The 13598-nt window shown below is 70.9% G+C and carries 11 protein-coding genes; 1 reads left to right on the forward strand and 10 read right to left on the reverse strand.

Features of this window, described 5'->3' with window-relative positions:
- Positions 1–49: 49 nt before the first annotated feature.
- From ACZ58V_RS01135 to ACZ58V_RS01150, 4 genes are all read right to left on the reverse strand, one after another.
- Positions 50–613, reverse strand: coding sequence for a hypothetical protein (locus ACZ58V_RS01135; RefSeq protein ID WP_468194858.1), 564 nt, complete (start codon positions 611–613; stop codon positions 50–52).
- A gap of 35 nt (positions 614–648) precedes the next feature.
- Positions 649–1221 carry a GNAT family N-acetyltransferase gene (locus ACZ58V_RS01140; protein WP_468194855.1) on the reverse strand — a complete coding sequence of 191 codons (573 nt, stop codon included), beginning with the start codon at positions 1219–1221 and terminating at the stop codon, positions 649–651.
- Positions 1199–3445 carry an MMPL family transporter gene (locus ACZ58V_RS01145; protein WP_471287779.1) on the reverse strand — a complete coding sequence of 749 codons (2247 nt, stop codon included), beginning with the start codon at positions 3443–3445 and terminating at the stop codon, positions 1199–1201. The genes ACZ58V_RS01140 and ACZ58V_RS01145 overlap by 23 nt, the downstream gene beginning before the upstream one ends.
- Before the next feature lie 158 nt (positions 3446–3603).
- Complete coding sequence (locus ACZ58V_RS01150) at positions 3604–4050, reverse strand: hypothetical protein (RefSeq protein WP_471288719.1); 447 nt, start codon at positions 4048–4050, stop codon at positions 3604–3606.
- Between the two features lie 227 nt (positions 4051–4277).
- Here ACZ58V_RS01150 and ACZ58V_RS01155 point away from each other — a divergent pair, with 227 nt between their 5' ends.
- Complete coding sequence (locus tag ACZ58V_RS01155) at positions 4278–5081, forward strand: SAM-dependent methyltransferase (protein WP_471287782.1); 804 nt, start codon at positions 4278–4280, stop codon at positions 5079–5081.
- Between the two features lie 61 nt (positions 5082–5142).
- Here the strand turns inward: ACZ58V_RS01155 and gatB are convergent, their stop codons facing one another.
- The 6 genes from gatB to ligA form a co-directional block, all read right to left on the reverse strand.
- The gene (gatB, locus tag ACZ58V_RS01160; protein ID WP_471287784.1) at positions 5143–6657 is read right to left on the reverse strand and encodes an Asp-tRNA(Asn)/Glu-tRNA(Gln) amidotransferase subunit GatB; all 1515 of its coding nucleotides are present in this window, start codon (positions 6655–6657) and stop codon (positions 5143–5145) included.
- Positions 6658–6672: 15 nt separating this feature from the next.
- A complete protein-coding gene (locus ACZ58V_RS01165; protein WP_184598645.1) occupies positions 6673–6912 on the reverse strand; it encodes a hypothetical protein in 240 nt (79 codons plus the stop codon).
- On the reverse strand, positions 6909–8402 hold the full coding sequence (gatA, locus tag ACZ58V_RS01170) for an Asp-tRNA(Asn)/Glu-tRNA(Gln) amidotransferase subunit GatA (protein WP_471287786.1): 1494 nt from the start codon (positions 8400–8402) through the stop codon (positions 6909–6911). The genes ACZ58V_RS01165 and gatA overlap by 4 nt, the downstream gene beginning before the upstream one ends.
- Positions 8403–8407: 5 nt before the next feature.
- Complete coding sequence (gatC, locus tag ACZ58V_RS01175) at positions 8408–8704, reverse strand: Asp-tRNA(Asn)/Glu-tRNA(Gln) amidotransferase subunit GatC (protein ID WP_095936815.1); 297 nt, start codon at positions 8702–8704, stop codon at positions 8408–8410.
- A gap of 128 nt (positions 8705–8832) precedes the next feature.
- Positions 8833–11130 carry a putative bifunctional diguanylate cyclase/phosphodiesterase gene (locus tag ACZ58V_RS01180; protein WP_471287787.1) on the reverse strand — a complete coding sequence of 766 codons (2298 nt, stop codon included), beginning with the start codon at positions 11128–11130 and terminating at the stop codon, positions 8833–8835.
- 257 nt (positions 11131–11387) lie between these two features.
- Complete coding sequence (gene ligA, locus ACZ58V_RS01185) at positions 11388–13583, reverse strand: NAD-dependent DNA ligase LigA (protein WP_468194838.1); 2196 nt, start codon at positions 13581–13583, stop codon at positions 11388–11390.
- Positions 13584–13598: the final 15 nt, after the last annotated feature.

Raw genomic sequence — 13598 nt, forward strand, 5'->3', positions numbered from 1 at the left:
CCGTAAGGTGCTTACGGAACTCCTAAGACCCCTCAGGACCTGCGGTGACTCAGCTCGCGGACGGCAGTCCGAGCAGGATGCCGGTGTACTTGAGGACGGCCAGGAACAGGCCGATGACACCGAGCGAGACGCCCGCCCAGGCGACGGCCTTGATCCAGGGGGCCTGGATCCTGCCGGGCGTGCCGAACGCGGGCCGGGCCAGCGTCACGACGCCGACGACCAGCGCGACCACGGCGAACAGTCCGCCCCACAGGGCGGTGGCCTGCCATGCGTCGCCGTACACGGCCTGGATCTGCTGGGCCACGCCCGCGTTCTGGGCGGTCTCCAGCTGACCGACCAGGTTCTGGCGCGCCGCGGCGATCGTGCCGACCCAGCTGCCGGTGAGCGAGACGACGCCCAGCGCGGCGGAGACCACGGCGGCGGCACCCTGGCCGACTCCGGAGGGGGCCTCCTCCTTGGTCTCGGCGACCTCGGTCTCGGTGACCTCTGTCTCGACGACCTCGGCCTCGGCCGGGGCCTCGGTGCGGGTCGCCTCGTCGGACTCGGTGGTGTCCACCGCCTTCTCGGTCGTGGCCTCGGTGGCCTTGGTCTCGTCCACTGCGTTCGTTGCCATGTCTCGCACCGTAAAGTCGCTGTCTGAGAAGTCTCTTAATGATCGTTGTGAGCGGCACGCGCGCGTGCGGCGCGCCACTCGGGCGCCAGCACCGACCAGACTTCGAGATCGTGCCGTACGCCACCATAGGGGTGCGCCTCGCGTCGCACACCGTCGCGGGTCATGCCGAGGCGCTGGGCCACGTTCAGACTCGGCTGATTGCCCGAGGCGGCGACCCACTCGATCCGGTGAATGCCGCGCTCTTCGACCGCCCAGTCGATGAGGACCCGCATCGCGCGGGTGACCAGGCCGCGCCCCGTCCCGGCGGGCTCCAGCCAGCAGCCGACCTCGCAGTTGCCGGTCGCCGCGTCGAAGTTCAGGAACAGTACGCCGCCCACGAGCTTGCCGTTCAGCCACAGGCCGTGCAGCGAGCGCGTGTCGGCCGCGCGCATGTCGGCGTACCGCTGGAGCATGGCCCGCGCGGACTCCACGTCCGTCTCCTGCGACCCGAAGTTGATGTACTGCCCGATGAACTCCCGGCCCCGCTCCAGGTGCGCGAGGAACTCCTCGGCATGCCAGGGCTCCAGGGGCCTCAGCTCGGCGTCGTCACCCAGGGATATCGCGTACATCCCGCTGCCGCTCCTCCTCCGCCAGGACGTCCGCCACCTCGGCGTCCGTCGCGGCGGCCAGCCTCTCATGGGCGGCCCGGGCCTCGGGCGGTTCGATGCTGATCCGCGGCAGGCGCTTGTCGAGCCAGCGGGGCAGCCACCAGTTGGCGCCGCCGAGCATGTGCATGAGGGCGGGGACGAGCAGCGTCCGCAGGACGAAGGCGTCCAGGGCGACGGCGGCGGCCAGGGCGATGCCGAACATGGCGATCACCCGGTCGCCGCTGAGGACGAAGGCCAGGAAGACGGAGATCATGATGACCGCCGCCGAGTTGATCACCCGGCTGGTCTCGGCGAGGCCGACACGCACGGCTCGCCGGTTGTCGCCGGTCTCCAGCCACTCCTCGTACATCCGGCTGACCAGGAACACCTGGTAGTCCATGGAGAGGCCGAAGAGCACCGACACCATGATCACGGGCAGGAAGGGCTCGATGGGGCCCGCGCTGCCGAGACCGAGCAGTTCGCTGCCCCAGCCCCACTGGAACATCGCGACCACCACCCCGAAGGCGGAGGCCACGGCGGCGACGTTCATCGCCGCGGCCTTCAGCGGGATGCCGATGGACCGGAAGGCGAGCAGGAGCAGCAGACAGCCCAGGCCGATCACGACCCCGACGAAGACGGGCAGCTTGGAGACGATGACGTCGGCGAAATCGTCGTAGCCGGCCGTCATGCCGCCGACCTGTACGTCGAGCGAGGTGCCCGCCTCGGCGCGCGGCAGCACCTCGCCACGGAGCCGGTCGACGAGGTCGCTGGTCTGCTTCGACTGCGGCGAGGACTCCGGTACGACGGTCAGGTACGCGGTGTGACCGCCGGAGTCGAAGGTCACCGGGGTGACCGAGGCGACGCCGTCGGTGGCGCGGAGCGTGCCGTCGAGGTTGTCCAGGGCGAGCTTGTCGTCGGCTCCGTCGACCTTCGTGACGAGGGTGAGCGGGCCGTTCACGCCTGGTCCGAACCCGTCGGCGAGGAGGTCGTAGGCCTGGCGGGTGGTGGCCGCCTTGGGGTCGTTGCCCTGGTCGGAGGTGCCCAGGTGGAGGGAGAACGTGGGCAGCGCGAGGACGGCCATGACGACGAGGGCGACCCCGCCGAGCACCTTGGGGTGACGCTCCACGAACGCCGACCAGCGGGCGGCGAAACCGGTGGGCAGTTCCGGTTCGGGCCCGTGCTCCGCCAGGCGGCGGCGTTCGCGGCGGCTCAGCGCGCGCGTGCCGATGAAGGACAGCAGGGCGGGCAGCAGCGTCACGGAGGCCGCCACGGTGAGGACCACGGTCAGGCTGGCCGCGATGGCGACGCCGTTGAGGAAGCTCAGCCGCAGGATCAGCATGCCGAGCAGGGCGATGCAAACGGTGGCACCCGCGAAGACGACCGCCCGTCCCGTGGTGGCGACGGCGTTCGTGGCCGCCTCGGTGACCGAGAGACCGCGTTTCAGCCCGCGCCGGTGCCGCGTCACGATGAACAGCGCGTAGTCGATGCCGACGCCGAGCCCGATCAGCATGCCGAGCATGGGGGCGAAGTCGGCGACGGTCATGGCGTGCCCGAGCAGCACGATCCCGGCGTAGGCGGTGCCGACGCCGACCAGTGCGGTGGCGATGGGCAGCAGGGAGGCGGCGAGCGAGCCGAAGGCGAGGAACAGCACGACCGCGGCGACGACCACACCGACGATCTCGGCGACGTGCCCGCCGGAGGACTGGGTGAGGGCGACGGCGCTGCCGCCCAGCTCCACCTGGAGTCCGTCGGTCTCCGCGCTCTTCGCGGTGTCGACGACGGCCCTGGCCTCGCCCTGGTCGATGTCCTCGGCCCGGTCGTCGAAGGTGACCGTGGCGTACGCCGTACGCGCGTCCTCACTGACACGGCCCGTGCCCGGCCCGTCGTAGGGGCCGGTCACGGAGGCCACGCCGGGCAGGTTCTCGATCCGGTCCAGGGTGCGGGTCATCGTCTGCTCGACGTCGGCGGAGCGGACGGTGCCGGACGTGGTGTGCCAGACGACGGTGTCGCTGTCGCCGCCGAGCTGCGGGAAGCCCTCGTGCAGCAGCTCGGTGGCGCGGCCCGACTCGGTGCCGGGGACCTCGTAGTCGTTCGAGTACGCGGAGCCGGCGACGGCGGCGCCCGCGGCCACCCCCGCGCAGGCGAGGAGCCAGAGCAGAACGGTGACCAGACGGCGTTGGACACACCAGCGTGCTAGGGCTGCCACGAAACGTGCTCCCAGGGTGACTTTTTGTGGATCTTTGACCGGGAGTAGTCGTCGATGACCTGAACAGCCCGCAAAGAACGCATGAGCAATGCGAAGCCACTCTTACAGGCGCACGAGATCGTTTGTCGCTTTCGTGGGCTTGTTCACAACGGCCGGCCTCAGTCGAACTGGTCCCCCAGCGCCATCACCATCGTCCCCGCGATCAGCAGCCACAACGCCCGCCGGGTGCGTCCCCGGGAGCCCAGCACGGCGGCGCCGGCGCACACGACGGCCCCGCAGGCGTACGCCGCCGGGACGAGCGCCGGGGCGGCGGGGCGGGTGAGGCGGAGCAGCGCCGCGGCCAGGCCGGCGAGGGTCAGCAGGGCCCCGGTCCCGGCCGCGGTCCAGCGGGCCCGCCGCGCGTCCTCGGCATCGTCGTCGTCATCGTCGTCATCGTCATCGTCATCGTCATCGTCATCGTCATCGTGCGGATCATCGGCGGCAGCGTCGGCCGGATCGTCATCGTCCGGTTCATCGGCGGCAGCGTCGGCCGGATCGTCCGCGTCGTCGTCGGGCTCCTCGTCCTGGTCGGCTTCCTGAACGGCGGCCGTCTCCGAGTCCGCTATCTCTGGTTCGGTGTCGGAATCAGCGCGTCCATTCATGGGCGAGACGGTAGCGCGTCGTGAACGAAAACCGGATGCGGGGTCGCGCGGCCCCCTGTTAACGTCCGCCGGTCCGAGGAAACGCCCGCGGCAGCCCGCCGCCCGGCCGAAGCAGGTGCGTTGTTTGACGGTCCGACCGAGCTCCTACGCATCCCCTTTCCTTTTCAAGGACTCAAGGAGCCCGTTCACCGATGTCGGACATCACTTCCCGGACCCCGAACGACCCCCTCACTGACCGCACCGACCACCCCCGCTACCCGCGCAGCAACCGCTACGACGCCCGCTGGACCATCGACAACCAGATGGGCCCGCACGCGCTCTGGCTGCTGGAGTGGCTGGCCCCGGCCCTGGGGCTCGACACCCTGAGCCCCGGCTCCCGCGTGCTCGACCTGGGCTGCGGACGCGCCATGACGTCGATCTTCCTCGCCAAGGAGTACGACGTTCAGGTCACCGCCGCCGACCTGTGGGTCAAGCCGGGCGAGAACGCCCCGCGCATCGCCGAGGCGGGCGTGGCCGACCGTGTCCTGCCCGTGCATGCAGAGGCGCACGACCTGCCGTTCGGCGAGGGCAGCTTCGACGCGATCGTCTCCGTCGACGCCTACCAGTACTTCGGCACGAACGATCTGTACCTGCCCGAGCTGACGCGGCTGCTGAAGCCCGGCGGGCGGATCGGTGTCGTCGTACCGGCACTGCGCGAGGAGATCGACGGCGTCGAGCCGCCGGAGCACCTCAAGCCGTTCTGGGAGCCCGACTTCTGGTGCTTCCACACCGCCGCGTGGTGGCGGCGCCACTGGACCCGCAGCGGTGCGGTGGCGGTCGAGACGGCCGACTGGCTGGACGACGGCTGGCGCGACTGGCTGCACTGGTGCGAGGTCGTCGCCGACGAGCACACGGACGAGTGGCACATCCGGATGGCCGGTCAGTGCGCCGAGATGCTGCGGCTCGACCAGGGCGGCACCCTGGGCTTCGTCCGGGTCGTGGGGCGCCGGCTGTAGAGCACACGCGCAGGGGGGATGCACCGGGTCCGGTGCATCCCCCTTGTCGGGTCCGCGGAGGTCAGCCCTCGCTGACGCCCAGCTTCTCCAGGATCAGCTCCTTGACGCGCGCCGCGTCGGCCTGACCCCGGGTCGCCTTCATGACCGCGCCGACCAGGGCGCCGACCGCGGCCACCTTGCCGCCGCGGATCTTGTCCGCGACGCCCGGGTTGCCGGCGATGGCCTCGTCGACGGCCGTGCCCAGCGCGCCCTCGTCGGAGACGACCTTCAGACCGCGCTTGTCGACGACCTCGTCCGGGGTGCCTTCGCCCGCGAGGACGCCCTCGATGACCTGCCGGGCCAGCTTGTCGTTCAGGTCGCCCTTCGCGACCAGCTCGGCGACCCGGGCGACCTGCTGCGGCGTGATCGCCAGCTCGTCGAGCGCCTTGCCCGACTCGTTGGCACTGCGGGCCAGCTCGCCCATCCACCACTTGCGGGCGGAGGCGGAGTCGGCCCCGGCCTCGATGGTGGCGACGATGGGCTCCAGCGCACCGGCGTTGAGGATCGCCTGCATGTCGACGGCCGAGACGCCCCACTCCTCACGGAGCCGGCTGCGGCGGACCAGGGGCAGCTCGGGCAGCGCGCCCCGCAGCTCCTCGACCCACGCGCGCGACGGGGCCACCGGTACGAGGTCGGGCTCCGGGAAGTACCGGTAGTCCTCGGCCTCCTCCTTCACGCGGCCCGAGGTCGTCGACCCCGTGTCCTCGTGGAAGTGCCGGGTCTCCTGGATGATCGTGCCGCCGCTGCTGAGCACAGCCGCGTGCCGCTGGATCTCGAAGCGGGCCGCGCGCTCCACAGACCGCAGCGAGTTGACGTTCTTCGTCTCCGAGCGCGTGCCGAACTTCTCGGTGCCGTTCGGGCGCAGCGACAGGTTCACGTCGCAGCGCATCTGGCCCATTTCCATCCGGGCCTCGGAGACGCCGAGCGCCTTGATGAGCTCGCGCAGCTCACGGACGTAGGCCCGCGCGACCTCGGGGGCGCGCTCGCCCGCGCCCTCGATCGGCTTGGTGACGATCTCGATGAGCGGGATGCCGGCGCGGTTGTAGTCGAGCAGCGAGTGGGACGCGCCGTGGATACGGCCGGTGGCGCCGCCGACGTGCGTCGACTTGCCGGTGTCCTCCTCCATGTGGGCGCGCTCGATGTCCACGCGGAAGGTCTCGCCGTCCTCCAGCTGTACGTCGAGGTAGCCGTTGAAGGCGATCGGCTCGTCGTACTGGGAGGTCTGGAAGTTCTTCGGCATGTCCGGATAGAAATAGTTCTTCCGGGCGAAGCGGCACCACTCGGCGATCTCGCAGTTCAGCGCGAGGCCGATCTTGATCGCGGACTCGACGCCGGTCGCGTTGACGACCGGGAGCGCGCCGGGCAGGCCGAGGCAGACCGGGCACGTCTGCGTGTTGGCGTCCTGGCCGAGCTCGGTCGAACAGCCGCAGAACATCTTGGTCTTGGTGCCGAGTTCGACATGGACCTCGAGGCCCATGACGGGGTCGTACGACGCGAGTGCTTCCTCGTACGACGCCAGGTCGGTCGTGGTGGTCACGGTGAAACTTCCCTCTCAGCCCAGCAGGACGTCGTCGTCGCCCAGCCGCTTCAGCTCGCGGTAGAGGATGGCGAGGCCGGTGACGATGGCGACGGCGGACACGGTGGCGTCGATCAGGACCAGCGTGTCCTGCTCGGCGCGGGCCTTCTTCAGCCGCTTGGCGACGCCGATCGCGCCGAACGCGGTCCCGGCGATGGACAGGTACGTGCCGGACTTGGACTTCTTGAAGCCCTTGGCCTTGGTCAGTGCACTCACAGTGACGGAGCCTCCTCGATCAGCGGATGGCCCCACTTTTCCACGAAGGCGGCCTCTACGGCGGCTCCCACCTTGTACAGGCGGTCGTCCTTCATGACCGGGGCGATGATCTGCAGGCCGACCGGGAGGTTGTCCTCCGGGGCGAGACCGCACGGCAGCGACATGGCCGCGTTGCCCGCCAGGTTGGTCGGGATGGTGCACAGGTCGGCGAGGTACATCGCCATCGGGTCGTCGGCGCGCTCGCCGATCGCGAAGGCGGTGGTCGGGGTCGTCGGCGAGACGATGACGTCGACCTGCTCGAACGCCTTGTCGAAGTCCTGCTTGATGAGCGTGCGGACCTTCTGGGCGCTGCCGTAGTACGCGTCGTAGTAGCCGCTCGACAGGGCGTACGTGCCGAGCATGATGCGGCGCTTGACCTCGGGGCCGAAGCCGGCCTCGCGGGTGAGGGAGGTGACCTCCTCGGCGGAGTGCGTGCCGTCGTCGCCGGTCCGCCGGCCGTAGCGCAGGCCGTCGAAGCGGGCGAGGTTGGAGGAGCACTCGGACGGCGCGATCAGATAGTACGCCGACAGCGCCAGGTCGAAGGACGGGCAGTCCAGCTCGACGATCTCGGCGCCCAGCTCCTTCAGCAGCGCGACGGACTCGTCGAACCGCTGGATGACACCGGCCTGGTAGCCCTCGCCGCGGAACTGCTTGACGACGCCGACGCGCATGCCGTCGACGCTGCCGTTGCGGGCGGCCTCGACGACCGCCGGGACGGGCTCGTCGATGGAGGTCGAGTCGAGCGGGTCGTGCCCGGCGATGACCTCGTGCAGCAGGGCCGCGTCCAGGACCGTGCGGGCGCAGGGCCCGCCCTGGTCGAGGGAGGAGGAGAAGGCGACCATGCCGTAGCGCGACACCGCGCCGTACGTCGGCTTCACACCGACCGTGCCGGTGACGGAGGCCGGCTGGCGGATGGAGCCGCCGGTGTCGGTGCCGATGGCGAGCGGGGCCTGGAAGGAGGCGAGCGCGGCGGAGGAACCGCCACCGGAGCCGCCGGGGATCTTGGTCAGGTCCCAGGGGTTGCCGGTCGGGCCGTAGGCGCTGTTCTCGGTGGAGGACCCCATGGCGAACTCGTCCATGTTGGTCTTGCCGAGGATGACGACGTCGGCGGCCTTCAGGCGCTGGGTGACGGTCGCGTCGTACGGCGGGATCCAGCCCTCGAGGATCTTCGAGCCGACCGTGGTCGGCACGCCCTCGGTGGTGAAGATGTCCTTCAGCGCGAGCGGGACGCCGGCCAGCGGGCCGAGCTTCTCGCCCTTGGCGCGCTTCTCGTCGACGGCGCGGGCCTGCGCGAGGGCACCCTCGCGGTCGACGTGCAGGAAGGCGTGCACCTTCTCGTCGACGGCCTCGATCCGGGCGAGGTGGGCCTCGGTGACCTGAACGGCCGTGAGCTCGCCGGAGGCGATCTTCGCGGCGGTCTCGGCGGCCGTGAGCTTGATGATGTCCGTCATGACTTCTAGTCCTCCCCCAGGATCTGCGGCACCTTGAAACGCTGCTGCTCCTGGGCCGGGGCGCCGGAGAGCGCCTGCTCGGGGGTGAGCGACGGACGGACCTCGTCCACGCGCATGACGTTCGTCAGCGGGAGCGGGTGCGAGGTCGGCGGTACGTCTTGGTCGGCGACCTCGCTGACGCGGGCGACCGCGCCGATGATGTCGTCCAGCTGTCCCGCGAAGTGGTCGAGCTCTTCGGGCTTCAGCTCCAGACGCGCCAGCCGGGCGAGGTGGGCGACCTCCTCGCGCGTGATGCCAGGCATGCAGCGATCCTCTGGGGTGGTGAGTGAGTGTGGTTTGGCCCAATCCTATGGGTCGGGGGGCCATGCCCGTGAAACGGTTTCGCGGGCAGCCGCGCCCCGGCCCCGCCGGGGCGCTTCAGGTACGGAACCTAGCCGACCCGGCCCGAGTCGTCCGCCGTCGCCGCCGGCAGGGCGGCGCGGGGCCGCTGCCAGCCGCGGGAGCCCCGGGCGCGGAGCCAGGCCGTCGTCTCGTCGGGGGGCATCGCGGCGGCGACCAGCCAGCCCTGGACGGCGTCGCAGCCGAGGTCGCGCAGCCGCTCCCAGGTCTCGTCGTCCTCGACGCCCTCGGCGACGACGAGCAGGCCGAGGGAGTGCGCGAGGTCGACGGTGCAGCGCACGATCTCCGCGTCCTCGGTGTCGACCGCGAGCCGCGCAACGAACGATCGGTCGATCTTCAGTTCGCTGACCGGGAGCCTGCGCAGGTGCACGAGCGAGGAGTACCCGGTGCCGAAGTCGTCCAGGGACATCTTCACGCCGTGCCCGGTCAGAGCGTTGAGGGTGTCGGCGGCGCGCTGTGGGTCCTCCAGGAGGACGTGTTCCGTTATCTCCAGTTGGAGCGCTCCCGCGGGCACGCCGTGCCGGGCCAGCCGGGCGGCGACGGAGCCCGCGAAGCCGGCGCTGTGCACGTCACGCGGGGAGACGTTCACCGCGACCGGGACGAACAGGCCCTGGGAGCGCCAGCGCGCGACCTGGCCCAGCGCGGCCTCCAGGACGTACTCGGTGAGGTGGGGCATCAGGCCCGAGGACTCGGCGATCGCTATGAACTCGTCCGGCGGCACCTTGCCCCGCTCGGGGTGCACCCAGCGGACCAGGGCCTCCAGGCCCACGACCTGTCCGTCGAAGCGGACCTTCGGCTGGTAGTGCAGATGCACTTCATTGGCTTCGAGGGCGCGGCGCAGATCGCCCAGCAGACCGAGCCGGTCGGGGGTGTTCGAGTCGCGCTTGGACTCGTAGACCTCCACGCCCGTACGGTCCCGCTTCGCCTGGTACATCGCCACGTCCGCCCGCCGCAGCAGCCCTTCGGCGTCCAGGGCGTGGTCGGGGAAGACGGCGACTCCGGCGCTGGCCTCCAGGACGAGGGTGAGGCCGTCGAGGTCGAGGGGGGAGCTGAGCGCGGCGACCAGAGCGCGGGCGACCCGGGTCGCGGACGTCGTGGAGTCGGCGACGGGCAGTAAGACGGCGAATTCGTCCCCGCCGAGCCGGGCGGCCTCGGCCCCGCGCGGCAGCGCCACCCGCAGCCGGTCGGCGATCTGCAGCAGCAGCCGGTCACCGGCGAGATGACCCAGCGTGTCGTTGACCGACCGGAAGCGGTCGAGGTCGATCAGCATCAGGGCGGCGCGGGCGTCGATCCGCTCGGCGTCGTCCAGCGCGGTCCAGATGCGCTCCAGCAGCCACTGGCGGTTGGGCAGCCCGGTCAGCGGGTCGCGCAGCTGCTCCTCGGCCCGGGCCCGGGCTATCCACAGGGTGGAGTCCAGGGCGATGAGGGGGATGGAGAACAGGGGCAGCAGGATCGGCTTGGCCACGGCCACCACGCAGACCAGCGGCGCGATCCCCAGCAGCGCGACCGCGACCAGGCCTTGTCTGACCAGGGCGGTGCGGGCGACCGTGGGCAGTCCGGGGCGCGGGGCGTGCAGATACCAGAGCAGGACGCGGGAGACCATCAGGTAGGCGGCGGCGACCAGGGCCACCTGGGGTGCGGTGGCGAGCGTCCAGGCATCGGGCCGCGCGGGCGACTCGACGGACGGCACGGTCCCGAACACGGCGAGCACCAGGGCGCCGGCGCCGATGCCGAGGAGGTCGACCGCCCCGTGCAGCACGCCCTGGCGCCAGCGGTTGCGGCGGGCCACGCCGACCAGCACGACGACCGTGAGGCTGACCATGCCGGCCGGTACCCAGCCGTAGAGCAGCAGCACGGCGAGGGTGAGGGCGGCGCCCGAGCCGGTGCCGCCCCACCAGCGGGAGCGGCCGAGCATGACGAGGTGGCCGACGATGATGCCGGTCAGCACGGCCAGCGCCCAGCCGGCCGTGCCGGACGGGAACAGCGCGTGGCCGCCGGTGAAGGCGCGGTAGAAGCCGGCGCCCAGAACGAACCCGGCCGCCGCGACGACCGCCGCGGGCAGCGCGTGCCAGGACTGGTGCCGTTCGCTGTCCGTGTCCTCGCCGGTCAGTCCCGGGGTGTGCTCGGTGACCGGTTGTGCGGCGCCGCGGCCGTCCGCCGCGGCGCGCCCCCCGACGGCACGCCCGTCCGCGGTGTACTGTCCGACGGCGCGCACCTCCACACCCGGACGCCCCGCCGGCCGTCCGGCCCCACGAACTGCGCGCCATGCGACCGCCAGGCGGCTGAGGCGCAGCCGTGAGCCCGGCACGGCGCTCTCGGTCGGTTCCATTCCCGTCCCTCTCACAGCCGGCGGTGCCCACGCCCCGCGGCCCGGTGCCCGACAACCCTCGACGGCCCGCGTTGGAAACCCTTCCCCGCGCTCTGTGCGAGCACGAAGATGCCCCGACCGCAGCTGGGCACGGCAGGCGCACATCTCAACAGTAGGCCGCAGAAGGCTTCCACGGGCAGCGGTCGCGGACGGTTGCCCGAATGCGCCCCGGCCACCCGTATGCATCTGGTATGCGCCGAACGGGTGGCCTTCAACCGCTACTCCTCGGCCGAAAGCGCGACTTCGGCCGCCGCTTCGGGTCCCTGCTCCAGCAGGACTCCGAAACCCTCCTCGTTCAGGACCGGCACCTTCATCTGCATCGCCTTGTCGTACTTCGATCCTGGACTGTCACCCACAACGACGAATGACGTCTTCTTCGAAACCGATCCGGTCACCTTCGCTCCGCGGGTCTGCAGCGCCTCCTTGGCGCCGTCCCGCGTGAAGTGTTCGAGGGTGCCGGTGACGACGACGGTGAGCCCTTCGAGCGGGCGCGGCCCCTCGTCCTCGCCGGTGCTCTCCTCCTCCATGCGGACGCCGGCGGCCTTCCACTTACGGATGATTTCGCGGTGCCAGTCCTCGGCGAACCACTGCTTGAGGGAGGCGGCGATGGTCGAACCGACGCCCTCGGTGACCGCCAGCTCCTCCTCCGTGGCCTGGTCGATGCGCTCGATCGAGCGGAACTCGCGGGCCAGCGCCTCGGCCGCGACAGGTCCGACGTGACGGATCGACAGGCTGGTCAGGATGCGGGCGAGCGGGCGCTGCTTGGCCGCCGCGATGTTCTCCAGCATGGCGAGCGCGTTCTTGCGGGGGTTGCCCTCCTGGTTGGCGAAGATCGTGGCGACCTTCTCCTCGCCGGTCTTCGGGTCGCGCTTGGGCAGGCCGCTGTCCGAGTCGAGGACGTACGCCTTGATGGGCAGCAGCTGGTCGATGGTGAGGTCGAACAGGTCGCTCTCGTCGGCCAGCGGCGGGTCCTTCGGCTCCAGCGGGGCGGTGAGGGCCGCCGCCGCCACATAGCCGAAGTGCTCGATGTCCAGCGCCTTGCGGCCCGCGAGGTAGAACAGGCGCTCGCGCAACTGGGCCGGGCAGGTGCGGGCGTTCGGGCAACGCAGGTCGACGTCGCCCTCCTTCATCGGCCGCAGCGCCGTACCGCACTCGGGGCACTCGCTCGGCATCACGAACTCGCGCTCGCTGCCGTCGCGCAGGTCGGCGACCGGCCCGAGGATCTCGGGGATGACATCACCGGCCTTGCGCAGCACCACGGTGTCGCCGATGAGGACGCCCTTGGCCTTGACCACGTCCTGGTTGTGCAGCGTGGCGAACTCGACCTCGGAGCCCGCGACCGTGACCGGCTCGACCTGGGCGTACGGCGTGACCCGGCCCGTGCGGCCCACGCCCACACGGATGTTGACGAGCTTGGTGTTGACCTCCTCCGGCGCGTACTTGTACGCGATGGCCCAGCGCGGCGCGCGCGAGGTGGAGCCGAGGCGGCCCTGGAGCGGGATCTGGTCGAGCTTGACGACGACGCCGTCGATCTCCCACTCCACGGAGTGGCGGTTCTCGCCGAAGTACGCGATGAACTCCCGGATGCCGTCGAGGCCGTCGACCACCCGATTGTGGCCGGAAACGGGCAGGCCCCAGGTCTTCAGCAGGTCGTACGCCTGGGAGAGACGGGTCAGACCGGTGAAGCCCTCCAGCGCGCCGATGCCGTGGACCACCATGTGCAGGGGGCGGGTGGCAGTGACGCGCGGGTCCTTCTGGCGCAGTGAACCGGCCGCCGCGTTGCGCGGGTTGGCGAAGGGCTTGTCGCCGGCCTCGACCAGACGGGCGTTGAGCTCCTGGAACTTCTCCATCGGGAAGTAGACCTCGCCGCGGATCTCCACGAGGTCGGGAACGGAGTCGCCTTTGAGGCGCTCCGGGATCTCGGCGATCGTCCGGACGTTCGGTGTGATGTCCTCGCCGGTGCGGCCGTCACCGCGGGTCGCCGCGCGGGTGAGCCGGCCGTGCTCGTAGGTGAGGTTCACGGCGAGGCCGTCGACCTTCAGCTCGCACAGGAAGTGGTAGTCCTGCTCGCCCAGTTCGCGGGCGATGCGCTCCGTCCAGGCGGCCATCTCCTCGTCGTTGAAGGTGTTGTCGAGGGAGAGCATGCGCTGGCGGTGCTCGACCGCCGTGAACTCCGTCTCGTACGACCCGGAGACCTTCTGGGTCGGCGAGTCCGGGGTGCGCAGCTCCGGATGCTCCTCCTCCAGCGCCTCCAGGGAACGCAGCAGTTCATCGAACTCCGCGTCGCTGACGACGGGAGCGTCCTTCACGTAGTACCGGAAGCGGTGCTCCTCGATCTGCTCAGCGAGGCGCGCGTGCTTCTCCCGTGCCTCGGCGGGCACCGTCGTCGTCTCCGCTTGCTTGTCCCCGGCCACCGTGTCGTCCTCCCG

It is taken from the genome of Streptomyces sp. NPDC040589 (genome assembly GCF_055594445.1).